Genomic DNA, 24,581 nt, shown 5'->3' with positions numbered 1-24,581 from the left:
AAGAGAGCTCGATCGGCTCGCCGGACATCCGTGCCGGACAAGGCGCCCGCTACCAAGGGACCGTCCTCATCGCAGTCATCACCGAGTGGTGACTCCTTCACCTCGCCTGCGCGGGAGGGGCGGCGGCGAGCAGTTCCTGCAGGAGTTGGGCGATGAGATCGGGCTGTCCTACGAACGGGGAGTGGCCCGCCTGCCACTCGCGCACTTCGGTGCAGCGCGTGGCCATCTTCCGCTGCAGGCTCGGGTCGATGGCCCGGTCCTGTGCGCAGACGACGTAGGTGGAGGGAGTGTGCTTCCATCTGTGGCGCTGTGGGACTCCTCGCCCGCAGCCTGGGGCTTGCGCACGCAGTAGGCCAACCGCCCAGGCGGCGAGGGGTTCGGGACAGTCGCTATAGAGGGTGTCGACAGCCCGGTCGGGGTGCAGGCTGGTCGAGCCGTCGGGCTCAGGGTTGATCGCGTCCTGGAGCTGCGGGGACGCCCCACCCAGACCGGCCGCGCTCTCGCCGGCATCCAGCACGAAGGCCGCCAGATAGACCAAGTGTCCCGCCCCGCGCACCCCGGTGATCACTGACCCGCCGTAGGAGTGACCGAGCACAATCGGGGGTTCCTGTAGCGAGTCGATGGCAGCCTGGACCGCGGCTGTGTCAGCGGGCAATGAGCCCCGGTGGAGCTCGGGAACGACAACCTTGGTTCCTGCGGTCCGCAAGCGTTCTGCCACCATGGCGAAGTGCTCGGGACAGTGATATAGACCGTGAACGAGCACCACGGCAGCCAATTCGCCCGCCTCCCCAGGTCGGCGCTCAGGCCAGTGATCTTCCAGGAAAGCGGGATGCAATACTCGAGCTTGCTCGCCAATCCCGCCAGAAAGGCTGGTGGGAACAATGGTCGGATGTACTGAAGGATTCTTACCCTGGCTTCGAAGCTGAGGCGATGCAGGTAATCGCCTGGCATCCGCTGGTTCTGCCGGGACTGTTCCAGACGGCTGAGTATTCCCGCGCGTTGATCTGCGCTGCGGGCGTCAGCGACGAGCGCGAGATCGACCGGCGAATAGAGCTTCGGCTGAGGCGGCAGGAGATACTCCGCAAGCCGGACGCGCCTCGGATCCACAGCATCATCGTGAGATGCCTTAGCGGCTGCGTCGCTATGATCGGCAGGGTGGAGGCGCGCCGCGACACGGCAGGGCATGGCGGTGAGGACCGGATGGGCTTCGACGCATTGCGCGAAGCGGCTCGCCATACCTACGGTGCCGATGCCGCTGGTTACCAGGAAGGGCGGCCGGATTATCCGCCGCGGGTCTACGAAGTGCTGCGGTCGAGGTGTGGTCTTGGACCGGGCAGCCGGGTGTTGGAGATCGGGCCAGGGTCTGGCTTGGTGACTAGGCATCTTGTCGCTGCGGGGGCGACCGTGGTCGCGGTTGAACCGGATCATGGGTTCGCCGAGTATCTCGGCCAGACCATGCCGGAGGCGCAGGTGGTAGGTGCGCCTTTCGACGAGGCCGATGTCGGTGGTGGGTTCGACGCGGTCGTGGCCGCGACCTCGTTTCACTGGCTTGACCAGTCCACCGCCCTGCGGAAGGTGAGCGCTGCGCTGCGACCGGGCGGCTGGGCGGCGATCTGGTGGACGGTGTTCTCCGATCCGTACCGGGAAGATCCGTTGCTGGCCGCAGCCAGGGCTGTTCTGGGCTTCGAGCCCGGCGACCAGCGTGGCGGGACGGCATTCCAGCTTGACCGCGACGCTCGATGTGAAGATCTGCGCCGTGGCGCCGGTCTGGTCGACGTCGCCTCGGAGTTGATCTCCTGGGATCTGCCGATGAACGCCGATCAGGTACGGGCGCTGTTCAACTCGATGATGACAGTCCGGCAGTTGCCAGAACTCCAGCGTAGGCACGTGCTGGAGACGCTAGCCGGCCTGGTGGACGAGCGATTCGCGGGCATCGCGACTCGTCCACACTTGACCGCCTTGTACGTCGGCCGGAAGGTCGGGTAGCGCGGGAACAACGACTTCCGCATGATCGGGCCCCCGAGAACGGCAACATGATCATCGTGGGCCGTCACGACGAGGAGAGCGCTCATGGTACCGACGTTGAGGATCGAGGCGTTCGTTCCCGCCAGTGTGCCGATCACCGCCCCGGTCACCAAGTTCGGGGGCCAGCCGGTGTGGCTTTCCGAGCCGCAGTGGCCGGTCAACGACGCGTGGGGGGAGCCGATGCGATTCGTCTGCCAGATCGAGCTCGGGCCGGTGCTCGGCGACGCGGGGCGAGGCAAGCTGGCGTACGTCTTCGTGACCCACGCGGAGCATGGCGACGAGGTGTTCTTCGACCCCGACATCGCTCTTCCCGACGAGGGTGCGAACGCGGTCATCGTGCAGCCGGGCGGTGTCTACGGCGGTTCAACGCTCCCGCTGGCCACCGGGCCCAGCCTGTACCACGTCGAGGACGGGTCCGACGCCGAATACACCCTCCGGCTCAAGCCGGACAAGGATCCCGACTTCCGTCCTCAGCACGACCACGCGAGCCTGCCGGCCGACGATCACGATCACTACTGGGAGCAGATCAGCAGCGACAAGATCGGTGGGACGCCCGCGTTCTTCCAAGGCGATGACTGGCCTGACGGCGGCCCCTGGAAGCTGATGTTGCAGCTGAGCCCGAACTTCCAGCCGTTTTACCTCAATCTCGGTGCTGCGCCTATGGCGTTCGTGTTCGTCTCGCCGGACGCCAAGCAGGGACGGTTGCTCGTACAAGACTCCTAACCGTGATCTGTCGGCGTCCCAGGTGGCGATGACCGAGGTAGCGGTGTATCGAGGCCGGCCGCCGCAGCGGCCGTCTGCATGTGCGCCTCGGCCACCGCCCAGGGCCGCTGACGGGCGTGCTGCGGGCGGCTCAGCGTCCCGGTACCGGGAGCCGATCGAGGTCGGTCTTACGACGCTCTGGCCGTAGCGTGCCACCAGCGGCGCGACGCCAGCGCGGCCAGCCCGGCGCCGGCGGTGTTGAGCAGTACGTCGTCCACAGAGGACACCCGGTCCAGCCGCAGGACGTACTGCGCGGTCTCGACCAGGACCGAGCAGCCCGCCGCGAGCGCCAGGATCCGCGGTACCGACGCCAGCGCCGCGAACCGCAGCGGGGCGAAGAACCCCAGCGCCGCGAACACCAGCAGGTTGCCGACGACCTGGCCCGTGTCCATCGTGAGCAGGTCCCGCAGCGGTACCAGGCTCACGATGGCGCCGGCCTCGTCGCCGGGCAGCAGGATGATCCAGACCCACGGCACGGTCCCGTAGACGATGCCGACCTCGGCCAGCGACATCCGCCACGCCGAGGTGACGCCGGTGGCACTGCGACGGCGTGCCAGGGCCCACACCGCCAGCGCGGCCAGGGGCAGTGCGGCCACCGTGATGAGTGCCACGCCGTTGAACGTAGCGACCCAGACGTACCACCCCGGCCTGCGCATCGGCATGGACAGGATCTTCAGCACCGTGTCGACCGGGCCGAACGCAGCGATCGCCGCACCGAGGATCGCCAGACTGACGATCACGATCCTGCGCGTACGACGGGCTGGGGCTGACAGTGAGGCGCTGTGGTCCATGCCTGCATTGAAGACGGAAGACCATATCGCGGGCGTATGCGTTTTTCGATGTGCCCGTGATGCACGGAATCCCCGGCATCGAGGAAGCGGCGCAAGCCAGCAGTGAGACGGTCCCGCCGCTGGTGACCGCGGTGGACGAAGAGGGTGTCGCAGCGCCAAGGGTGCGCGCCGCGCGGATGACGAACGCCCCGCCCAGGTCTGTTCCTGGACGGGGCGTTCGGGTCTTCGGGTGCTACAGCGGGATGTTGCCGTGGGCGCCTCGGGCGGGGGTCGCCTCGGCGATGGCCTGGGCGATCGCGCGCCGGGTCTTGGCCGGCTCGACGACCTCGTCGATGACGCCGAGGTCCTGGGCGCGCTGCAGGCCGCCGGCGATCTTCTCGTGCTCGGCGGCGAGTTGCTCTTCCAGCGTGTGCCGCTCCTCGTCCGGGACGGCGGCCAGCTTGCGGCGGTGCAGGATGCGCACGGCCGCGACCGCGCCCATCACCGCGATCTGGGCGGTCGGCCACGCGAAGACGCGTGTCGCGCCGAGGGCCCGGGAGTTCATCGCGATGTACGCGCCGCCGTACGACTTGCGGGTCACGAGCGTGACGCGCGGTACGACCGCCTCGGCGAACGCGTGCAGCAGTTTCGCGCCGCGCCGTACGACGCCGTCGTGCTCCTGGCCGACGCCCGGCAGGTAGCCGGGGACGTCGACGATGACGACGAGCGGCACCCCGAACGCGTCGCACATCCGTACGAACCGCGAGGCCTTCTCCGCCGACGTGGAGTCCAGGCAGCCGCCGAGTCGCATCGGGTTGTTGGCGATGATGCCGACGGTACGGCCGCCGAGGCGGCCGAGCGTCGTGACGATGTTCGGCGCCCACTTCGGGTGCAGCTCGATGGACTCCGCGGGGTCGTCGAGCAGGCCGTTGACGATCGGGTGCACGTCGTACGCGCGCCGCGGGTTGTCCGGGAGGATGCCGCTGAGGTCCTTCTCCTCGACCTCTTCCGCGCGCAGCCGCCCCTGGTGACCGAGGAGGGTCGCGACCCGCCTGGCCTTCACCAGGGCCTCGGTGTCGTCCTTGGCGACCACGTGCACGACGCCGCTGCGCTTGCTGTGCGGCTCGGGGCCGCCCAGCGCCGCCATGTCGACGTCCTCGCCGGTGACCGACCGTACGACGTCCGGGCCGGTCACGAAGATGCGGCCGCCCTCGGACAGGATGACGATGTCGGTGAGAGCCGGGCCGTACGCGGCCCCGCCGGCGGCGGCGCCGAGCACGACCGAGATCTGCGGCACCACGCCGGACGCCCGGGTCATGGCGGCGAAGATGCGCCCGACCCCGTGCAGCGACTCGACGCCCTCGGCGAGGCGCGCCCCGCCGGAGTGCCACAGGCCGACGATCGGCAGCCGCTCGCGTACCGCGTGGTCGTAGGCGTGAACGATGGCCTCACAGCCGACCGAGCCCATCGCGCCGCCCTGGACGCGCGGGTCGCTGGCGAACGCCACCACCGGCATGCCCTCGATCCGGCCGACACCGACCAGGGCGCCGCTGGTGTCCTCCTCGCTGAGGAGCCGCAGCGACCCCTCGTCGAAGAGGGCCTCCAGCCGGACCCGAGGGTCGCGCGGGTCCGGCTGGATCTGTTCAGGGGGCTCGGACGCCCGGCCGGCCGACCTGCTCTCGACAACGGTCACGACTCATGCCTCCTCAAGGCGACGGTCACGTTGTGGCCGCCGAAGCCGAACGAGTTGTTCAGGGCGGCGGCGGGACCGCCGGGCAGCTTGCGAGGCTCGTCCCGGACGATGTCCAGGTCGACCTCATCGTCGAGCTCCTCGATGTTGATGGTCGGCGGGACCAGGCTCTCGCGCAGGGCGAGGATCGCGGCGATCGACTCCACCGCGCCCGTGCCGCCGAGCAGGTGCCCGGTCATCGACTTGGTGCTGGTGATCGCGATCTGGCGGGCGGCATCGCCGAGCGCCAGCTTGATCGCCTTGATCTCGCCGGTGTCGCCGACCGGCGTGGAGGTGCCGTGCGCGTTGATGTGCACGATGTCCGACGGCTCCAGCTTCGCGTCGGTCAGCGCGCGGCGCATGGCCTTCGCCATGCCCTCGGGGTCGTTGGACACGATGTCCACCGCGTCCGCGGAGTAGCCCACACCGGCGGCGACCGCGTAAATGCGGGCGCCGCGCGCCCGCGCGTGCTCCTCCGACTCCAGGATGACGATCCCGGAACCCTCGCCGAGCACGAACCCGTCCCGCGCCTTGTCGTACGGGCGCGAGGCGTGCTCGGGGTCGTCGTTGCGCGTCGACATGGCGCGCATCGAGCCGAAGGCCGCGAGGTTCAGCCGGTGGATGGCCGCCTCGGTGCCGCCGGCGATGACGACGTCGGCCCGCCCGGCCCGGATCATGTCGATGCCGTAGCCGATGGCCTCCGCGCTGGAGGCGCAGGCGCTGGCGAGGGCGTGCGCTCCCGCCTTCGCGCCGAACTCGATGCTGACGACGCCGGCGCCGCCGTTCGGCATCAGCATCGGGACGGCGAACGGGGAGACCCGCTGCCAGCCCTTCTCGTTCAGCGTGTCGTAGTTGTCGAGGGTCGTGATGATCCCACCGATCCCCGACGAGACGACGGCGCCGAGCCGGTCGCCGTCGACGGTGAAGCCCGCCTCGTCGCCGAACGCGAAGCCGGCGTCGCGCCAGGCCTCTCGCGCGGCGATGAGGGCGAACTGCTGGCAACGGTCCAGCCGGCGCAGCCGGTGCCTCGGCAGGACCTCCGAGGGCTCCACTGCGATCGGAGCCGCGATCCTCACCGAGAGGCTCTCCGCCCACTCGGCGGTGAGCCGCTTCACGCCGGACCGGCCCGCCAGCAGAGCGGACCAGGTCGATGCCACGTCGCCGCCGAGAGGCGTAGTAGCGCCGAGTCCGGTCACGACGACGGAGGTACTCATATGGTCACGCTCTCCCTTGTTGCTCGACTTCAGGCAGAGACGCCCTTGCTCTGCACGTAGTTGACGACGTCCTTGACCGTCTTGAGGTTCTTCAGCTCGTCGTCGGGGATCTCCACGCCGAACTTGTCCTGCGCGGCGACGGCGATCTCGACCATCGACAGGGAGTCGATGTCCAGGTCGTCGACGAACGACTTCTCCGGCGTCACCTCGGCCGGCTCGACGCCCGCGATCTCCTCGATGATGTCGCCGAGGCCTTCGAGGATCTCCTGCTCGGAAAGAGCCATGGGATATTTCTCCATTTCTAGGGTGTGGAACTGTGCTTCGGAGGGAGTTCAGGGGCGGCGGCCCTACGGGATGCGGACCACCTGGGCGGCGTACGTCATGCCGGCGCCGAAGCCGATCAGCAGGGCCGGCGCGCCGGAGGGCACGTCACCGCGCTCGATCATGCGGGACAGGGCGAGCGGGATCGAGGCGGCCGAGGTGTTGCCGGCGTTCACGATGTCGTCGGCGACGACGGCGTTCTCGGCCTTGAGCTTACGGGCGATCGCCTCGATGATGCGCAGGTTGGCCTGGTGCGGGACGAACGCGGCGAGCTCGGACGGCGCGACGCCGGCGCGCTCGCACGCCTCCCTCGCGATCGGGGCCAGCGCGGTCGTGGTCCACCGGAACACCGCCTGGCCTTCCTGGAACAGGAAGCTCGTGCGGTCCTTGATGTAGATCCGGTCGGCCATGTCGCCGGCGCTGCCCCAGACGACGGGGCCGATCGCGGCGTCGTCCGAGCCGGTCACCACGGCGGCACCGGCGCCGTCGGCGAAGATGATGCAGGTGGAGCGGTCGGTCCAGTCGACCCACTGCGACAGCTTCTCCGAGCCGACCACCAGGACGTTGCGCGCCGAGCCGGCGCGGACCGCGTCGGCGGCGTTGGACAGCGCGTAGCAGAAGCCCGCGCACGCCGCGTTGACGTCGTACGCCCCGGGCGCGGTGATGCCGAGCCGGTGGGCCACGCTCGCCGACGCGTTGGGGATCTGCGCCTCCTGGGTGCAGGTGGCGACGATGACCAGGTCGATGTCCTCGGGGGACAGGCCGCTGCTCGCCAGGGCCTTGCCGCCCGCCTGGACGGCCATGTCGACGACGGACTCCTCCGGACCCGCGATGCGGCGCTGCTTGATGCCGACGCGGCTCTGGATCCACTCGTCGTTGGTCTCGACGGTCTTGGCGATGTCGTCGTTGGTGACGACGTTGGACGGCTGGTAGTGACCGAACGCGAGGATGCGCGCCCCAGGGGCGCCGGTACGGAGCTGGAAGGACGTCACGCGTTCTCCAAAGTGTCGTCGCCGGCGCGCGTCTCCTGCTCGATGAGGGCGCGCGCCTTGTCGAGGTCGGCCGGGGTCTTCAGCGCGACCCGCTCCACGTCGGGAAGCGCGCGCCTGGCCAGGCCGACCAGAGTGCCCGCAGGGGGCAGTTCGATGATCGCCGTGACGCCGAGGTCCGCCATCGTCGCCATGCAGGAGTCCCAGCGCACCGGCGCGCTGACCTGCTCGACGAGGCGGGCGACGAAGTCGCGGCCGCCTGCCACGACCGCACCGTCGCGGTTGGAGAGCAGCCGGGTGACCGGGTCGGCCACCGGCATGCCGGGGGTGATCCGCCGCAGTGTGTCCACCGCAGGGGCCATGTGATGGGTGTGGAACGCTCCGGCCACCGACAGCGGCCGCAGCCGCGCGCCGGCCGGCGGCGTGTCCGCGAACGCGGCCAGCTGCTCCATCGTGCCGGCCGCGACCACCTGGCCGGCGCCGTTGGTGTTGGCCGGGGTGAGGCCGTGCTTCTCGATCGTCGCGAGGACCTCCTCCTCATCGCCGCCCAGGACCGCGGTCATGCCGGTCTCGGTGACGGCGGCGGCCTCGGCCATCGCCCGGCCGCGCTCCCGTACGAGCACCATGGCGGACTCGGGGGAGATCACACCGGCGATCGCCCCGGCGGCGAGCTCGCCCACGCTGTGCCCGGCCGTCACGTCCGGGCGCACGCCCAGGACCTCGTAGGCCGCGAGCGCGGAGGCGACCAGAAGAGGCTGCGCGACGGCGGTGTCGCGGATCTCATCGGCGTCGGCGGTCGTGCCGTAGCGGATCAGGTCGAGTCCGGTGACGGCGGACCACCACGCGAGACGGTCGGCGACGCCCGGCAGTTCGAGCCAGGCGTTCAGGAATCCCGGGGTTTGGGCGCCCTGCCCGGGCGCGGCGATGACGAGCACGCACTCAACCATGCACTGTAGGACTCCACCATATGCATGCGGTTAGGTACGAAGTTCCGGCGGCGAGCCTTGTGTGACTCCTACAAGACCGTCACAGGCCGTTGGAGCGACCCGCGAATCGGCCCAGAACAAGGGCGATGCGCAGAGTGAACGCCGCCCGGCCGTCGGCGGGAACGTATCCGGTGAGCTCGGTCACCCGGCGCAGGCGGTACCGCACCGTGTTGGGGTGCACGAACAACAGGCGCGCCGTGGCCTCCAGCGACGAGCCCTGCTCCAGGTACGTGGTGAGGGTGTCCAGCAGCGGAGCCCCGGCGGCGCGCAGCGGCTCGAACACCTCCTCCACGAGGTACGCCCGCGCGTCCGGGTCGCCGTCGAGGCCACGTTCGGCGAGCAGGTCGCTGGCGAGCACCGGCCGTGGCGCGTCCGGCCAGCCGGCCACCGCCCGCAGACCGGCCAGGGCCGCGCGCGCCGACATGGTCGCCGAATACAGATCGTCGACGCGCGGCCCGATCACGACCGCGCCCGGACCGAACTTCGACGTGAACGGCTTCGCCGCCGCGAGCGGGTCGTCCTCGACACCGCCGACGATGACGATCAGCCGGTTGCCCTGGACGCCGGCGAGCACGTCGACGCGCGCCCGGCGGGACGCGATGCGGATGTCGTCGATGATGGCCTCGGGCTCGTCCTCGGGGGTGTTGCCCGCCATCACCGCGACGGACGTCGACGCCCAGCCGAGCGCGGCGGCCCACGAGTGCAGCGACTCGTCGACCTCACCGCGCAGCAGCGCGTCGACGATGAGCGCCTCCAGCCGGGCGTCCCACGCGCCACGGGTCTCGGCGGCCCGCGCGTACACCTGGGCCGCGCCGAAGGCGACCTCCCGGGTGTAGCGCAGGATGGCCTCCCGCAGCTGCGTCTCGCCGCCGGGCGCCGCCAGCTCGTTCACCTGCGCCTCGACGACGTCGATGACGACCCGGACGATCTCCACCGTCTGCTGCAGCCGCACCGCCCGCATCAGCTCACGCGGCGCCGTGCCGAACACCTCACCGGCGATGGCGGGCCGGATCTTCTCCTCGTGCTTGAACCACTCGACGAACCCGGCGATGCCGGCCTGCGCCACCAGACCGACCCAGGACCGGTACTCCGCCGACATCGCGCGGAACCACGGCAGTCGTTCTTCCATACTGGCCGTCGCGGCGGTGCCCAGGGTCCCCATGGCCTGTTCGAGCCGCTCAGTGGTCTGTTCGCGGATGTCGAGGTCTTTCTTCACAGCGAACAGCCTCCCACCAATCGGCCGCGTCGGCGGCACCGCCTCCGCCGAGGTCACCGGCTATGGCGGCGGGTGCCCAGGCGGGCGCCCGCCCGGACGGTCGCTCGTCTCCGCGACGCCGGGCGTACCGATCGGACCGGCTCCGGGGGCGCCTCGATCACTGTACGGGTGCGCGTCGGCCGCTCGTGACGCCGTAGTCCGCGCCCCGCCCGCTCGGGACGCCGCGATCCGCGCCCCGCCCGCGACGTCTCGGACTCTCGAACCTCCAGAAGATCGCCCGGCACCCGGCGAGCACGACGGCGAACACCGGCAGCCACACCGCCCGTGCCGCGATCCACGTCCAGTCACCGGGCCGATCGTGCAGGCCGGGCAGGGCGCTGAAGGGCAGCGCCGCCACCGTCACCAGCATGAGCGCGGTCTGGTGCCAGCAGAAGATCGTCATCGCCGACAGGTTCGCCAGCGCCACGGGAAGCCAGGCCAGGGGCCGCCGCATCCAGCGCGCCACCCGATCGCGCAGGAGCAGCGCGGCCCCGACCTGCGCGAGCCCGAACGCCACCGCGACTGCCGTCGGCGGGCTCAGGTTGGACACCCGAGTATTCGGCAGGCCGACCATGGTCGCCGGATATCCGGCGAATGTGACGAGGACGACGGCGGCTGTCGCCCCGCCGAACAGGAGGGCCAGCGCCGTACGCCGTGAACCGAGCCGGCCCTTCGCCCAGGCGATGCCGAGCAGGTACGGCACCGCCCACGCGGCGGGCACATTGATCCAGCCCGTCCAGGTGGGGCCGTGCAGCCCGAACCTGATCAGATCGACGCAGGCCACCGTGCCGGCCGCCACGCCTGCGGCGTACGGCCCGAACCGGGCGAGCAGCGGGGTCAGCGCGGTCATGCCGGTGAAGACGCACAGGAACCACAGCGGGCTGAGCATCAGGCGAACGAGCGGCTCCGGATCCACGCCGGCCGCGACGAGAACGATCGTGAGCGGTATCCACGCGGCCACCAGGACCGCGGCCGGCCGGACCAACCGCTTGAGACGACCGCGGACCCACCCACTGACGCTCTCTGCCCGGTCGAGGCTCTTGGCGGCGGCGTAGCCGCCGACGAAGAAGAAGAGCGCGAGCGTCTGCAGCACCCAGGACACCGGGGCGAGCCACGGCATGAACGCCAGCGGGCTGCGCACGTTCCAGTGCGTGGAGCCGTCCGCCGCTCCCGCGGGGACGAGCGCGGTGACCAGCCAGTGCCCGAGGACCACCCCGAGGATGGCGAAGGCCCGCAGGGCGTCCACGGCCCGGTCACGGCGCTCCGGAGTGGCCGCCTCGACGCGTCCGGCAAGCGCGCGCAGACCTCCGCCCCGAGAGCGCCCGCTCCCCGCCACCGGCCGGGGAGCGACGGGTCCTGCTTCCGGCCGAGGAACGACCGATCGCGGTTCCGGACGGAGAGCGACGGGGTCCGCGTCCGGCCGGGGAGCGACGGGCGGGTGGAGGATCGGGTCAGCGGCCACGGGACACCTCCGCGCCGCGGCCCAGGGCGATGAGGGTGAGGTTGCGCAGGGCGATCCCGCCCGGCCGGAGGTAGTCGCTGTGGCTGCCGCCACCGGCCGCGAACACCCGGGCGCCGAAGCCGCGGCCGACCGGGTCGGCGCCGAAGCCCAACCCGAGGACCCGCACCTTCGGGATGTACGCGGTCCAGTCGCCGGACGCTCGCCCGGCCCACAGCCGCGCCCCGGTGTGCAGGCCCGCCGCGGACGAGACCGCCATGCCGGGACTGCCGAACACCGCGATGTCCGTGGCGGGCAGGTGGTGGGCGGCACGAGCGCACACGACCGAGCCGTAGCTGTGGCACAGCAGGCTCACGGCGACGCCGCGGGCGGCCAGCGCGTTCACCAGCGGGCGCAGGGCGCGGGCGCCCTGGTCGGCGCGGGCGGTGGTGGCGATGTCGAGGCTGACGGTGGCCGGGGTCGTGTACCCGAGCCAGGCGATCACCGCGAGCCGGGCGTGCGGGTCGAGGCGGTGGGTCTCGGCCAGCACCGCCCGCGCCCCGCCGCCCGGCGAGGCGGTGCCCCGGGAGTCGAAGCTCCGCAGCGTCGTGTCCGCCCCCGGAACCAGTATCGCCACGCGGCGGGCCGTGGCCAGGTCGCCGACGACCTCGACGGCCCGGCCGCTCGGGTCGAATGCCAGGAACGTACGGCCGGGCGAGGCCAGCGGCGCCAGACGAGGGTCGCGGCGGGCGGCGGTCTCGATCGCCATCCGGTCCGCGGCGTACCGGGCGGCCAGCGCCTGGCCGGTCAGCGCGGGCAGCGGCTGTTCGGGCGGCGACACGACGGGGCGTCCGCCGGCCGCCCCGGTCACGATCACGACGCCGCCGAGGGTGAGTGTGGCGAGTGTCGCCCGGCGCTTGTTCACGGGCCGTCCTTCCTGGTCAACGATTGATCAGGAAGTTACGAACCGGGCGTTGTCACCCGCGTCCCCCCGGCGACCGGACTTCGCCGTACATCTCCGGTAGGGGGCGGGATGACCCCGGTGCCCGTTAGCCGCTATGCGTCATTCGCCGGGGCGGACGAGGCCCGTCTCGTAGGCGTAGACCACGGCCTGGGTGCGGTCGCGCAGGTCCAGTTTCATGAGGATGCGGCCGACGTGGGTCTTGACCGTCTGCTCGGCGACGACGAGGCGTTCGGCGACCTCCGCGTTGGACAGGCCGCGCGCGACCAGGCCCAGCACCTCGGTCTCCCGGTCGGTGAGGCCCTCCAGGCGGTTGCGGTCCGGTCCCTTCGGGGCGCCCATCCGCGCGAACTCCGAGATCAGCCGGCGGGTGACGGTCGGCGCCAGCAGCGCCTCGCCCGCCGCGACCACGCGTACCGCGTCCGAGAGCTCCTGCGCGGACGCGTCCTTGAGCAGGAATCCGCTGGCCCCGGCGCGCAGCGCCTCGTACACGTAGTCGTCCAGGTCGAAGGTGGTGAGCACCAGGATTCCCGGCGGGTCCGGCTGTTCGGTGATGAGGCGGGTGGCGGCCAGGCCGTCGAGCACGGGCATGCGCACGTCCATGAGTACCACGTCGGGCCGTAGGTCGGTGGCCTTGCGCACGGCCTCCTCGCCGTTGACGGCCTCGCCGACGACCTCGATGTCCGGCTGGGCGTTCAGGAGGATGGAGAAGCCCGACCGGACCATTCCCTGGTCGTCGGCGATCAGCACGCGGATGCTCATGGGTCCTTCCTTCGGGGGCTACGGCCGGGCTCAGTCGGCCGGCGTCATGGGCTCCGGGTGCCCGGCCGGGTGCGTACGGTCGCCGGTGTTCAGGGGGAGCACGGCGGTCACGACGAATCCGCCGTCGGCGGTCGGCTCGGCGGTGAGGTCCCCGCCGAGCATGGCGGCGCGTTCGCGCATGCCGACGAGGCCGTGGCCGCCTCCGGCGCGCGCCACGCGGTCCGGTGCGGTCCCCCCGGGGGTGCTGGGGCGTGGCCATGGGGGTGAAACCGGGCCGTTGCGCACCCGGAGCCGCAGCATGTCCGGCTCGTACGCGATGTCGACGCGCACCGACGCTCCGGGCGCGTGCCGCATCGCGTTGCTCAGCGACTCCTGCAGGATCCGGTACGCCGAGAGCCCGACGCCGGCCGGCAGGATCGGCGCCTGCCCGGTCACGGACGTCTCGACGGTGAGGCCGCCGGCGCGTGCCGACGCGACGACCTCCTCCAGGCGTTCCAGGCCCGGCTGCGGTGCGGTCTGGGCCGCGGGTTCGGTCCGCAGGACACCGAGGATCCGGCGCAGTTCGGTCAGTCCTTCCAGCGCGCTGGCACGGATGTCGGCGAAGCTCTCGGCCAGCTCCGGTGGCGGGTCGGCGACCTTGTACGGCGCGGCCTCGGCCTGGATCGCGATGACCGACATGTGGTGGGCGACGACGTCGTGCAGTTCACGCGCGATCCGCTGCCGCTCCTGCAGCACGGCCGTCTCCGCCTCGTGCCGGGCCTCCTGTTCGGCCAGCGCCCGCCGGGTGGTCCGGCGCAGCCGGACGATGTACCCGAGGAGGACCGGAACGGCGCACAGCAGCGAGAACGCGCCGGTCCCCGGATCGATGAGGATGCATCCGACGGTGGAGATGACCATCACGCCGACGGTCACCGCGCGTTCGCAGCGCACCGCCACCGAGTACAGGCACAGCAGGTAGACGATGCCCAGCCACGGGAGGTACGGCACGCTGGTCATGGCCGGGGAGCGGAAGACGAGCGACGACAGGACCATCGCCAGCGCGGACCACCGCCAGGCGATCAGCGGGCGGCTGCCGCGCAGCAGCAAGGGGAGGACGCCCAGAAGCGCCACCGCCTTGAGGGGGAAGCCGGCCTGGTACGACTGCAGGGTCGCGTTGCCGGCGAGGACCAGGATCAGGGCGAGGAGCACCTCGGCGACGGTGGGGAGGTAGATCCCGCGGATCGTCAGCCGGCGGCGACGTCGTCCCGGCGGGTCCGTCCGGCCTCGCACCACTGCGGCGAACACCGGACGCAGCGCACGTGCGAGCGTCCCGGGTGGTGCGTCGGCCATGCCCAGAGCGTAGGCCCTCACGGATGTCAGCCTCGTACCTCTCAGGACCGATCCGCGGATACGACCCAGGTATGGGGTGGTCCGCCGGGAGGGGGTAGGACTGGGGCCATGGATCCGATCGAGGCGCTGAAGCGGATCGCGTTCCTGCTCGAGCGGGCGCACGAGGCGACGTACCGGGCGCGGGCGTTCCGGCGGGCCGCCGAGACGGTGGAGCGGACCTCCCCGGACGAGCTGGCCGAGCGGGCGCGGGCCGGCACGCTGGAGGCGCTGCCCGGTGTCGGCCACGTGACCGCGCTGGTGATCGCCGAGGCGCTGCGCGGGGAGACGCCGACGTACCTGCGCCGCCTGGAGGCGACGGAGGGCACGCCGATCGACGAGGCCGCCGCCGCCCTGCGCGCGGCGCTACGCGGCGATCTGCACACGCATTCGGACTGGTCGGACGGTGGCTCGCCGATCGAGGAGATGGCCGAGGCGGCGATCGAGGTCGGCCACGACTACATCGCGCTGACCGACCACTCGCCGCGCCTCAAGGTCGCGAACGGTCTGTCTCCGGAGCGGCTGCGCGAGCAGCTGAAGGTCGTGGCCGCGGTCAATGAGCGTCTCGCGCCGTTCCGGATCCTCACCGGCATCGAGGTCGACATCCTCGACGACGGGTCGCTCGACCAGGACCCGGCGCTGCTCGCCGAACTCGACGTCGTCGTGGCCAGCGTCCATTCCAAGCTGCGCATGCCGGGACCGGACATGACCCGCCGCATGCTCGCCGCCGTGGCGAATCCCCGCGTGAACGTGCTCGGCCACTGCACCGGGCGGATCGTCCAGGGCGGCGGGCGGCGCGGGAACAAGCGGCCGGAGTCGGAGTTCGACGCCGAGCGCGTGTTCGCCGCGTGCGCCGCCCACGACGTCGCCGTGGAGATCAACAGCCGGCCGGAGCGCCTCGACCCGCCCAAGCGGCTGCTGCGGCTCGCCGTCGAGCTGGGCTGCGGGTTCGCGATCGACTCCGACGCGCACGCCCCCGGTCAGCTCGACTGGCAGCCGTACGGCTGCGAGCGGGCCGCCCGCTGCGGAGTCGACCCGGACCGGATCGTCAACGCGATGACGGCGGACGACCTGCTCGCGTGGGTCAGCAGGTGACGTCCTTGCTCGTGAACCTCGCCCAGGCCACCGAGCCGAACACCAGCGTGTAGGCCAGGAACGTCAGCAGCCCGCGGGTCAGGTGGTCGGTCACGATCGGCGCCCGCAGCAGGTCGTCGTAGCTGTACCACCAGTGCGTGAACAGGTACGGGTGCACCGAGCTCAGCTGCGGCACCGCGTCGACCACTTGGCTGACCACCGGCAGGACGGCGGTCGTGGTGATCGCGGCGATCGGGCTGTCGGTGACCGTGGAGACCGCCAGGCCGATCGCGGCGAGGGTGGCGACACCCGCGGCGATGTACAGCGCGACGAGGAGGAGCCGGACCATCCCCGCGCTCAGGGACACCGTCGATCCCGACAGCAGCGTCACCGGGCCGACCGGGAACAGCAGCAGCCCCGTGGCCAGCGCCGTCGCGGTGAGCGTCGCCACGGCGGCCAGGCAGAACGTCACCGTCGTCGCGTACTTGACCAGCAGTAGCCGGGTACGGCCCGCCGGCACGGCCAGCAGGTAGCGCAGCGTGCCGATGCCGGCCTCGCCGGCGACCGAGTCCCCGGCCACCACCGAGATCGTCAACGGCAGGATCAGCGGCAGCACGAAGAACAGCGCCCCGACCGTCAGGAAGACCCCGTTGCCCGCCACCTGGGCGATCAGGCGCGGGCCGGCGTCGTCGCCGCGCGGCGTGCTCAGCTTCAGCGCGATGCCGACCACGATCGGAATGGCGCCGAGCAGGAGTAGCAGCGCCTGGTTGCGCCGCCGCCGGAAGACCAGCCCGAGTTCCGAGCCGAACAACCGCAGCCCGAGCGCGGACCGTACGGGCGTCGCGGTGGCTCCCGGGCGATCGGCTTCGGCCGGATTGGTGCCGGTCACGGTGGTCGCCGGACGGGTGGCTTCCTCCGGACGAGTGGCCGCCGGGTCGGTGGCTTCGGCCGGATTGGTGCCGGTCGCGGTGGTCGCCGGGCGGGTGGTCCCCTCCGGATGGGCGCCCGCCGGGTCGGTGGCCTCAGCGGGATCGGTGCCCGTCGCGGTGGCCTCGGCGGGATGGGCGCCCGTCGCGGTGGCCGCCGCGCGGGCGGCCCTGGCCGAAAGGCCGTTTCCCCGGTCGGTGGCTTCGGCCGGACGAGTGGTCTCGGCCGGATGGGTGCCCTCCGCGTGGGCGGCCCCGGCCGGAGGAGCGTCCGCCGCGGTGGTCGTCCGGCCCGTGGTCTCGGCCGTCGGCGCGTCCGTCTCCCGGGCGATCGCGGCCCGGTCCGTTCCCTGCGAGATGTCAGCCGTCGACATCGAAGCCCTCCCCGGTGAGCTCGACGAACATGTCCTCCAGGCTCGGCCGCACCACTGCCAGCCCGCGCACGGCGACGCCCGCGCCGACCAGTTCGGCGCACACCCGTTCGGGCGGCAGCTCGCCGAGTTCGGCGCTGATCTCGCCTTCCGAGCCGCGCAGGTCGGTGAGGCCCAGTCCGGTCAGCACGCCGCTCGCCGTACCGGAGTCCGGGGTCTCCACCCGGATCCGGGCACCGGTGCCCGCCCGCAGCTCGTCGAGTGAGCCCTGCGCGACCAGCCGTCCGGTGCGCATCACCGCGACGTGCGTGCAGACCTGCTCGATCTCGGCGAGCAGGTGAGAGGAGACGAACACCGTGGTGCCGTCGGCGGCGATCTCCCGGATGAGCGTGCGGACCTCGCGGGTGCCCTGCGGGTCGAGCCCGTTCGTCGGCTCGTCCAGGATCAGCAGCTCCCGGTGCCGCAGGAGCGCCGCCGCGATCCCCAGCCGCTGCTTCATGCCGAGGGAGTAGTTCTTGTAGCGCTTGCCCGCGGCCGCGGTCAGCCCGACGCGTTCGAGGGCGTCGCCGATGCGGCGGCGCGACGTGCGAGGGTCGGCCGTACGGTCGGCGGCGTCACAGCGGCGCAGGTTCGCCTCGCCCGACAGGTGCGGGTGGAAGGCCGGCCCCTCGATCAGCGAGCCGACCTTCGGCAGCGCGGTCGCCCAGCCGTCCGGCATCGGCACGCCGAGCAGGGCGTGGTCGCCGGTCGTCGGCGAGATCAGTCCGAGCAGCATCCGGATCGTCGTGGTCTTCCCGGAGCCGTTCGGGCCCAGGAAGCCGAAGACCGATCTTCGGGGGACCGTCAGGTCCAGGTCCGCCACGGCGACCTGACCACCACGGAACCGCTTGGTCAGCCCCCGAGTGGCGATCGCGTCGTCCTCGCCGGGCGGCGGGGGCGCCGACACCGGCGCCCCCGCCTCGATGGCCGCGGTCACCTGCGCGCCCCGGCTTCCGTTGTGGCGGTCACTCGTGCGCCCCCGCTTTCAGTGGCCGTGGTCACTTGTGTGCCGCCGCCTGCTCGAGCACGTCGGGGGTGACGGCGCCGACGTACACCCGGCCGTCGTCGGTGAGCAGCACCGAGACCAGCTTCGTGCGCAGCAGCTTCCCGCTTCCCCAGGAGCCGCTCACGGGCGTCGCGGCCTTCTGCAGCGCGGACATCATGCCGCTCTTGTCCTTCTGCTGCGCGTTCTGCTGGGCGTTCTGCGGCAGCGTGAGCCGCTTCACGGCGGTCCACCCAGTGCCGATCGTCGACGTGTCGGCCGCGCTGCGGCCGGCCTCGACCTTCTTCTCCCGGGTCTTCGCGTCGGAGCCCGCCGTGGAGGCGGTCTTGCGCACGACCTTCGCCCCGGCGGGAGGCGTGAACGCGAAGTTCGCCGCGGCGGGCTTGCTGAAGGTCACGGACGTGAAGCCGACCTGGAACGCCGGGCTGTTCGCGCCCCGTGCGAACACCTGCACCCGCAGCGGGACGTAGGTCTTGCCGTCCAGCGCCAGCCGGACCCGGCCGATCAGCGACCGGTTGTCCTTCGGGGTGAGGGCCAGCTCGTAGGCGTCACGGCCGGCGACGTGCGCGGTCGGGTCGACCCGTACGTCCGTGGTCTTGCCGACCGCGGCCAGCGCCTGGTCGGCGGCCTGCTGCGGCGTCATCGGCGTCTTGGACGGCGTGGCGGCCTCGGAGTGCTTCGCCTGCTCGGTGACCTTCCGGTACGTGGCGGTGTTCTGGTCGCTGGACCACTCCCAGGTGTCCTGCCCGTTGCGGATGAAATCGGTCTCGCTGCCGGTGCTCAGCAGCGCCAGCCGTACGTGCGTCTCGTCGCCGTACCAGACCCGCGCCGTGTTCGACCCGGACAGCAGGCTCATCGGCGACGTGCTCGATCCGCCGCCCGGCAGCGCCGGGAGCCCCAGGGACGCGTTCTCGACGACCGTGCCGGACAGCGGCTGGACCTTCCCCTGCCCGTGCGCCTGCTGGACCGCGGCGATGAGCTGCGCCGCGGTCTTCGGCGGTAGCGACGGGCTGCCCTGCGCCGCGGCGATGACCGGTCCGGCCCCGGCCGCCGCGCCGACGACGGCGATCACGCCGACCGGCACCGCCCACCGGACGGCGCGCGAACTCTTGAACGTCGATGCCATGCTGACCCCCTGCTTCGTGTTCCAGTAACCGCAACAATGCCGGGTTGATCCTGTGGAGACGCTGAGAGTTCCGTACGCCTCGGGAGGGATATTCGGCTCATCCGCGCGTACGACGCACCAGGGGCCGAACCCCGGCATCCTGGGCGCAGACTGTACGGAGGGAGGGCGCTCGTGCGGGTTCTCGTGGTCGAGGACGAACGGCGGATGGCCGATGCGCTGCGGCGTGGCCTGCAGGCGGAGGGGTTCGCCGTCGACCTGGCGCACGACGGCGTCGACGGTCTCCACCTGGCGCGGGAGGGCGGCTACGACGCGGTCGTGCTCGACATCATGCTGCCCGGGCTGTCCGGCTACCGCGTGTGCGAGCGGCTCCGTCAGGAGCAGAACTGGGTGCCGATCCTCATCCTGTCGGCCAAGGACGGGGAGTACGACCAGGCCGACGGCCTGGATCTCGGCGCGGACGACTACCTCACCAAGCCGTTCTCCTACGTCGTGCTCGCCGCGCGGCTGCGGGCGCTGCTGCGCCGCGGTCCCACCCGGCGGCCATCGGTCCTCACCGCCGGAGACCTTCGCCTCGACCCGGCACGACGCCAGGTCTTCCGCGGCGACACGGAGGTCGAGCTGACGCCCCGGGAGTTCGCGCTGCTGGAGTACCTCATCCGGCGCCCCGACGAGGCGATTTCCAAAGGCGAGCTCCTCGAACACGTGTGGGAGGACTACGACGGCACCGACCTGAACACCGTCGAGGTCTACGTGGGCTACCTCCGCCGCAAGATCGACGCACCGTTCGGGCGATCCGCTCTGCGGACCGTGCGCGGAGCGGGCTACCTGCTGGCCGGCGACGGTGGCTGACCTCACGGGGCCGGACCTCCCCGCGAGAGTGCCACGTGGGGTGCGGGGGTGGTGGGGCAGGCGCGGGATCCGCGCGCGGCTGGCGCTGACGTCCGCCGTCGTCCTGGCGCTCACGCTCGTCGGGCTGGCGCGCATCTTCGCCTTCGCGGTGGGCCACTCCATGATCGCCACGCTGGACGACTCCGCCCGGCGCAGTGCCTCGGACGTCGTCACCCTCATCGACGCGAACCGGCTGCCCGATCCGATCCTGACGACCGGCGGGACGATGACGATCCAGGTCGTCGACTCCACCGGCCGGATCCGCGCGGCCTCGCCGGGCGGGGACCGTCTCGTGCCGCTCCTCGACGCCCGCAGCATGGCGGCGGCGTGTCGCGACGGACGTGCGCGGTTCCTCGACGGGCGCGGGTACGGGATGCCCGATCTACTGCGCGTCGTGGCCCTTCCGGCCCGCGACGGTCAGACGGTGATCGCCGCGACGTCGTTCGAGCAGGTCCACCACGGCCTGGAGATCGTCGCCCGTACGCTGGTCGTCGGCGTGCCGATCCTGCTGGTGCTCCTCGGTGCGGCCGGGTGGCTGGTGATCGGCGGAGCGCTGCGTCCGATCACCGAGTTGCGGCGCGGCGCGGAGGAGATCAGCGGCACGGCCCGCTCCCGCCGGCTTCCCGTGCCCGAGGCGCGTGACGAGGTGCACGACCTCGCGATCACCCTCAACGACATGCTGCACCGGCTCGAACAGGCCGAGGCCCGCCAGCGGGCGCTGGTCTCCGACACCGCGCACGAGCTGCGTAGCCCGCTCGCCAGCATCCGGGCCCAGCTGGAGGTCGCGCTGGACCACCCGGACAGCCAGCCCTGGCCGGAGACGGGAGCGGGCGTGCTCGCCGACACGCTGCGGCTCTCCCGGCTCGCCGACGACCTGCTGGTCCTCGCTCGGCTCGACGAGCACGGGGCCCGTACGGTGGCGCGCGAGCCGGTCGACCTGTCGACGCTGGCCCGGGCGGCGGGGGAGCGCCATCCGGCCGGCCGGGTTCCCGTCACGGTGGACGCCGGTGAGCCCGTGATCGTGCAGGGTGACGGCAAGGGCCTCACGCGCCTGCTCGACAACCTCGTCGACAACGCCCTGCGGCACGCGGCGACCGGCGTACGGGTCGATGTGTCGCGGGCCGGTGAGTGGGCGGAGCTGTCGGTGTGCGACGACGGCCCCGGAATCCCGCAGGCCGACAGGGAACGCGTCTTCGCCCGGTTCACGCGCTTGGACGAGGGACGAAGCCGTGACGAGGGCGGCGCCGGTCTCGGCCTGGCCATCGTCCGCGAGACCGCCCGTGCTCATGGCGGCGACGCCCACCTGGAGGACACGTCCCCCGGTCTTCGCGCCGTCGTACGCCTTCCGACGGCGGAGCCGCCGCCCGACGAAATAGGCCAGCAACATGTTTGAAATGTCGCTATGGCAGTTTATTTGTCCAGGAGGTGAGCGGTATGCCGCTTTTGCGGGTACGACTCAGGCTGCCCGACCGGCCGGGATCGCTCGGGACCGTCGCCCGGACCCTGGGCGCCGCGGGCGCCGACATCGTGCAGGTCGTTGTGTTGGAACGTTCCGCGGGCCGGGCGGTCGACGACATCACCGTCTCGTGGCCGCAGAGCGCGTCGCTGGACGTCCTGTGGGACGCCCTGGCCTCCGTGCGCGGTCTCGAGATCGACGGTGTCTGGCAGACCAATGAGGCGCCCGGCGTCTTCGCCGACGTCGAGGTGGTCGGCCAGATGGCCGCCAACCCGCCGAACGGGGTGATCGCCCTGGTCGAGGCCGTGCCGAAGATCTTCGGGGGCGACTGGGCCGCGATGCTGGGCCGGGACGGGCTGGTCGTGCACGCGAGCTGGCAGGCACCCGACCCGCTCACGCTGCCGGCCGTTCCCACGTCCGGCGCCCGGGCGTTCACGGGCGAGGACGGAGTGCGCTACGCGTTCATCCCGGTCGGCCGTTCCGGGCAGGCGCTGCTGCTCGCCCGCGTGGCCGCGCCGCCGTTCCACCAGACCGAGATCGAACGGCTCATCCAGCTGGCCACCGCCGCCGAGGCCGTCCTCGGCGTCGGAACGGCGGTGTGACGAACCGCCGGTTACGCGACGAACAGGACTCCGTGACACCCTGAGCACGTGGCTGAGGAACAGCAGGAGAGTCGGCTGACCGTCGTCCTCGCGCTCGCCGCCAATCTCGGCATCGCGCTGGCCAAGACGGTCGCCGCGGTGATCACCGGGTCGGCGTCGATGGCGTCCGAGGCCGGGCACTCCTTCGCCGACACCACCAACGAGGTGCTGCTGCTCACCGCGCTGCGCCGCAGCGCGCGGCCGGCCGACCGGCGGCACCCGTTCGGGCACGGCACCGAGCGCTACATCTGGTCGCTGCTCGTCGCCGTGTGCATCTTCGGCATGGGCGCGCTCTTCGCCTTCGTGCAGGGCGCGCAGGCGCTGATGGGTGAGGAGTCCGGTGAGAAGGACGCCCTCGTCGGCTACCTCGTCCTCGCCGTGTCCGCGGTGCTCGAGAGCATCTCCTGGCGGCAGGCGTTCCGGCAGACCCGGGAGGGCGCCCGCGAGAACGGGCAGTCGCTCGTGGCGTTCCTGCGCACCACCGACGACCCGACCACCAAGTCGGTGCTGTTCGAGGACTCGGCGGCCCTGATCGGTCTCGCCCTCGCCGCAGCCGGCCTCGGCCTGCACCAGCTCACCGGCTCCGCCGTCTGGGACGGCGTGGCCTCCCTGCTCATCGGCGTCGTGCTGACGCTGGCGGCCTTCCTCCTCGGCCGGACCAACCTCGACCTGCTCATCGGCCGGCAGGCCAAGCCGGCGATCCTGCGCGGCGTACGACGCATTCTTCTGGCCGCACCCGAGATCGAGGCGCTGGTCGACCTGATGACCATGACCGTCGGCACGGGTCAGGTGCTCGTCTGCGCCCGGCTGGACTTCCGCGACGACCTCGGCGCCGCCGACGTCGAGCGCGCGTGCGTACGCCTCAATGACGAGCTCCGCACCGCCCACCCGGACGTCTTCGAGGTCTTCCTGGAGCCCGTGCCGCGCGACGACGCCGGCCTTCGCGAGCACGTCATCGCGCGGTACGGCCGCCCGCCGTCCTACTGGACGGCGGGCGATCAACCCGTTCAGCCGAGCTGAACGCCGAAGAACAGCGCGACGAGGGCACCGAGTGCGCCCAGGCCGCCCCAGATCGCCAGCCCGCGCTTGGACGTGGACCGCATGTGCAGGAACGCCGCCACCCCGGACAGCACCACGAAGACCATCTTGACGTTGAGCGTCATCCGGTAGGCGTCGCTCGGATGGTCGAGGGCGACGATGTTCCACACGCCGGTGAGGACGAGCACCGCGAACGCCGGCCAGGCGACCATGTTGAAACGGCGCGCCGCGACCTTGGTCACACCCTCGTACCCGCGCAGGGCGGGTACCAGCGCGCCCAGAGTCAGCTGGCCGCCGACCCAGACCGTGGCCGCCAGAACATGCAGGAAGACACGGATCGTGTCCGTCGATACCGCGAGCAACGTCCTTCACCTCATATCTCGGGGACGCTCCGATCATTCCGGTAGGTTCCGCGGCGCCGCCACCGGGTCCGCCTCTCGGCCCGGTGAACACCGAGCTTCCCCAGCACGTGGGGCTCCCCGAAGACGGTCGTACGGCGATGTACCAGGACAATCAGGGTCATGGATTACGACGCCCTCCTGCACGAGGTTGCCGCGCAGGCACGACCGCTGGTCGGCCAAGGACAGGTCAGCCGGTACATCCCGGCGCTCGCCACGGTGCAAGAGGAGCGGTTCGGGATCGCCGTCGCCGACATCGACGGCGCGATCCACGGCGTCGGGGACTGGGAGACCCCGTTCTCCATCCAGTCCATCTCGAAGACGTTCAGTCTCGCGCTCACCCTCGCCCGCGACGGCGAACACCTCTGGTGGCGCGTCGGCCGGGAGCCGTCCGGGAACCCGTTCAACTCCCTGGTCCAGCTCGAACACGAGAACGGCGTGCCCCGCAACCCCTTCATCAACGCCGGTGCCCTCGTCGTCACGGACCGGCTGCAGACCCTGACCGGCGACGCCGGCGCGGCCGTCCTGGAGTTCCTCCGGGCCGAGAGCGGGAACCCGACGATCACCCCCGACCCGGACGTCGCCGGCTCCGAGGCGGCCCACGGCGACCGGAACGCCGCCCTGGCGCACTTCATGGCGAGCTACGGGAACCTCGAGAACCCCGTCCCGGTCGTCCTCGAGCACTACTTCCGCCAGTGCGCCATCACGATGAGCTGCCGCGACCTCGCGCTGGCCGGCGGCTTCCTGGCGCGGCGCGGAGTGCGGGGCGACGGTTCGCGGCTGCTGAGCGGCAGCGAGGCGAAGCGGGTCAACGCGGTCATGCTCACGTGCGGCACGTACGACGCGGCCGGCGACTTCGCCTACCGCGTCGGGCTGCCGGGCAAGAGCGGGGTGGGCGGCGGCATCCTCGCGATCGTCCCCGGCCGCTGCGCCGTGTGCGTGTGGAGCCCCGGACTCGACGCGCACGGCAACTCGGTGGCCGGCGTCGCGGCCCTCGACCGTTTCACGACCTTGACCGGCTGGTCGGTCTTCTGACGGTGCTCA

General features: G+C 71.7%; 24 protein-coding genes. 8 read left to right on the top strand and 16 right to left on the bottom strand.

Translation table 11 applies throughout. The features are described from left to right. Positions 1 to 97 precede the first annotated feature (97 nt). Positions 98 to 763: an alpha/beta hydrolase gene (locus ACQP2O_RS39285; protein WP_433191297.1), complete on the bottom strand. Its 666-nt coding sequence runs from the start codon at positions 761 to 763 to the stop codon at positions 98 to 100. On the opposite strand from ACQP2O_RS39285, the gene ACQP2O_RS39280 reads away from it, so the two are divergent. Both ACQP2O_RS39280 and ACQP2O_RS39275 read left to right on the top strand, forming a co-directional pair. Beyond that, positions 655 to 1,986, top strand: a complete 1,332-nt coding sequence (locus ACQP2O_RS39280; RefSeq protein WP_433174257.1) for a Scr1 family TA system antitoxin-like transcriptional regulator — start codon at positions 655 to 657, stop codon at positions 1,984 to 1,986. The two genes, ACQP2O_RS39285 and ACQP2O_RS39280, sit on opposite strands and share 109 nt — an antisense overlap. An 84-nt stretch (positions 1,987 to 2,070) precedes the next feature. Further along, the gene (locus ACQP2O_RS39275; RefSeq protein WP_433174255.1) at positions 2,071 to 2,748 is read left to right on the top strand and encodes a DUF1963 domain-containing protein; all 678 of its coding nucleotides are present in this window, start codon (positions 2,071 to 2,073) and stop codon (positions 2,746 to 2,748) included. Positions 2,749 to 2,915: 167 nt separating this feature from the next. Here ACQP2O_RS39275 and ACQP2O_RS39270 read toward each other — a convergent pair whose 3' ends face one another. The 11 genes from ACQP2O_RS39270 to ACQP2O_RS39220 form a co-directional block, all read right to left on the bottom strand. Beyond that, positions 2,916 to 3,527, bottom strand: coding sequence for a VanZ family protein (locus tag ACQP2O_RS39270; protein ID WP_433174254.1), 612 nt, complete (start codon positions 3,525 to 3,527; stop codon positions 2,916 to 2,918). Between the two features lie 283 nt (positions 3,528 to 3,810). Next, positions 3,811 to 5,250, bottom strand: coding sequence for an acyl-CoA carboxylase subunit beta (locus ACQP2O_RS39265; RefSeq protein ID WP_433174253.1), 1,440 nt, complete (start codon positions 5,248 to 5,250; stop codon positions 3,811 to 3,813). Further along, a complete protein-coding gene (fabF, locus tag ACQP2O_RS39260) occupies positions 5,247 to 6,500 on the bottom strand; it encodes a beta-ketoacyl-ACP synthase II (RefSeq protein WP_433174251.1) in 1,254 nt (417 codons plus the stop codon). The genes ACQP2O_RS39265 and fabF overlap by 4 nt, the downstream gene beginning before the upstream one ends. Before the next feature lie 29 nt (positions 6,501 to 6,529). Beyond that, entirely contained in the window at positions 6,530 to 6,784 is a 255-nt protein-coding gene (locus tag ACQP2O_RS39255) for an acyl carrier protein (protein WP_433174250.1), read from the bottom strand. 63 nt (positions 6,785 to 6,847) lie between these two features. After that, positions 6,848 to 7,813, bottom strand: coding sequence for a beta-ketoacyl-ACP synthase III (locus ACQP2O_RS39250; RefSeq protein WP_433174249.1), 966 nt, complete (start codon positions 7,811 to 7,813; stop codon positions 6,848 to 6,850). Continuing rightward, positions 7,810 to 8,745 carry an ACP S-malonyltransferase gene (locus ACQP2O_RS39245; protein ID WP_433191295.1) on the bottom strand — a complete coding sequence of 312 codons (936 nt, stop codon included), beginning with the start codon at positions 8,743 to 8,745 and terminating at the stop codon, positions 7,810 to 7,812. Before ACQP2O_RS39245 ends, ACQP2O_RS39250 begins: the two co-directional genes overlap by 4 nt. Positions 8,746 to 8,836: 91 nt before the next feature. Beyond that, a complete protein-coding gene (locus ACQP2O_RS39240) occupies positions 8,837 to 9,958 on the bottom strand; it encodes a PucR family transcriptional regulator (protein ID WP_433191294.1) in 1,122 nt (373 codons plus the stop codon). 211 nt (positions 9,959 to 10,169) lie between these two features. Further along, complete coding sequence (locus ACQP2O_RS39235) at positions 10,170 to 11,297, bottom strand: acyltransferase family protein (RefSeq protein ID WP_433174248.1); 1,128 nt, start codon at positions 11,295 to 11,297, stop codon at positions 10,170 to 10,172. A gap of 205 nt (positions 11,298 to 11,502) precedes the next feature. Beyond that, positions 11,503 to 12,414, bottom strand: coding sequence for an alpha/beta hydrolase (locus tag ACQP2O_RS39230; RefSeq protein WP_433174247.1), 912 nt, complete (start codon positions 12,412 to 12,414; stop codon positions 11,503 to 11,505). A gap of 138 nt (positions 12,415 to 12,552) precedes the next feature. Beyond that, positions 12,553 to 13,212: a response regulator gene (locus ACQP2O_RS39225; RefSeq protein WP_433174246.1), complete on the bottom strand. Its 660-nt coding sequence runs from the start codon at positions 13,210 to 13,212 to the stop codon at positions 12,553 to 12,555. A 30-nt stretch (positions 13,213 to 13,242) separates the two neighbouring features. Beyond that, entirely contained in the window at positions 13,243 to 14,541 is a 1,299-nt protein-coding gene (locus tag ACQP2O_RS39220) for a sensor histidine kinase (RefSeq protein ID WP_433174244.1), read from the bottom strand. Positions 14,542 to 14,649: 108 nt separating this feature from the next. Between ACQP2O_RS39220 and ACQP2O_RS39215 the strand changes: the two genes are divergently transcribed. Continuing rightward, on the top strand, positions 14,650 to 15,672 hold the full coding sequence (locus ACQP2O_RS39215; protein ID WP_433174242.1) for a PHP domain-containing protein: 1,023 nt from the start codon (positions 14,650 to 14,652) through the stop codon (positions 15,670 to 15,672). Here the strand turns inward: ACQP2O_RS39215 and ACQP2O_RS39210 are convergent. The 3 genes from ACQP2O_RS39210 to ACQP2O_RS39200 form a co-directional block, all read right to left on the bottom strand. After that, complete coding sequence (locus tag ACQP2O_RS39210; RefSeq protein ID WP_433174239.1) at positions 15,662 to 16,951, bottom strand: ABC transporter permease subunit; 1,290 nt, start codon at positions 16,949 to 16,951, stop codon at positions 15,662 to 15,664. The two genes, ACQP2O_RS39215 and ACQP2O_RS39210, sit on opposite strands and share 11 nt — an antisense overlap. Further along, the gene (locus ACQP2O_RS39205; protein ID WP_433174237.1) at positions 16,938 to 17,924 is read right to left on the bottom strand and encodes an ATP-binding cassette domain-containing protein; all 987 of its coding nucleotides are present in this window, start codon (positions 17,922 to 17,924) and stop codon (positions 16,938 to 16,940) included. Before ACQP2O_RS39205 ends, ACQP2O_RS39210 begins: the two co-directional genes overlap by 14 nt. A 61-nt stretch (positions 17,925 to 17,985) precedes the next feature. Further along, positions 17,986 to 19,116 carry a LolA family protein gene (locus tag ACQP2O_RS39200; protein WP_433174235.1) on the bottom strand — a complete coding sequence of 377 codons (1,131 nt, stop codon included), beginning with the start codon at positions 19,114 to 19,116 and terminating at the stop codon, positions 17,986 to 17,988. A gap of 171 nt (positions 19,117 to 19,287) precedes the next feature. Here ACQP2O_RS39200 and ACQP2O_RS39195 point away from each other — a divergent pair, with 171 nt between their 5' ends. Genes ACQP2O_RS39195 through ACQP2O_RS39180 form a run of 4 tightly spaced genes read left to right on the top strand, consistent with a single transcriptional unit; the run spans position 19,288 to position 23,121 of the window. Further along, entirely contained in the window at positions 19,288 to 19,965 is a 678-nt protein-coding gene (locus ACQP2O_RS39195; protein ID WP_433174233.1) for a response regulator transcription factor, read from the top strand. Between the two features lie 40 nt (positions 19,966 to 20,005). Beyond that, a complete protein-coding gene (locus tag ACQP2O_RS39190) occupies positions 20,006 to 21,397 on the top strand; it encodes a sensor histidine kinase (RefSeq protein WP_433174231.1) in 1,392 nt (463 codons plus the stop codon). Between the two features lie 41 nt (positions 21,398 to 21,438). Then, a complete protein-coding gene (locus ACQP2O_RS39185) occupies positions 21,439 to 22,062 on the top strand; it encodes an amino acid-binding protein (RefSeq protein WP_433174229.1) in 624 nt (207 codons plus the stop codon). Positions 22,063 to 22,110: 48 nt separating this feature from the next. Beyond that, a complete protein-coding gene (locus ACQP2O_RS39180) occupies positions 22,111 to 23,121 on the top strand; it encodes a cation diffusion facilitator family transporter (protein WP_433174227.1) in 1,011 nt (336 codons plus the stop codon). Here ACQP2O_RS39180 and ACQP2O_RS39175 read toward each other — a convergent pair. Beyond that, positions 23,109 to 23,501, bottom strand: a complete 393-nt coding sequence (locus tag ACQP2O_RS39175; RefSeq protein WP_433174225.1) for a hypothetical protein — start codon at positions 23,499 to 23,501, stop codon at positions 23,109 to 23,111. The two genes, ACQP2O_RS39180 and ACQP2O_RS39175, sit on opposite strands and share 13 nt — an antisense overlap. Before the next feature lie 159 nt (positions 23,502 to 23,660). On the opposite strand from ACQP2O_RS39175, the gene ACQP2O_RS39170 reads away from it, so the two are divergent. Beyond that, entirely contained in the window at positions 23,661 to 24,572 is a 912-nt protein-coding gene (locus ACQP2O_RS39170) for a glutaminase (RefSeq protein WP_433174223.1), read from the top strand. Positions 24,573 to 24,581 lie beyond the last annotated feature (9 nt).

The organism is Actinoallomurus sp. CA-150999, from assembly GCF_050942425.1.
GTDB lineage: Bacteria > Actinomycetota > Actinomycetes > Streptosporangiales > Streptosporangiaceae > Actinoallomurus.
The sequence above is the reverse complement of the archived record's forward strand: the minus strand, read 5'-3'. Positions and strand labels throughout refer to the sequence as shown.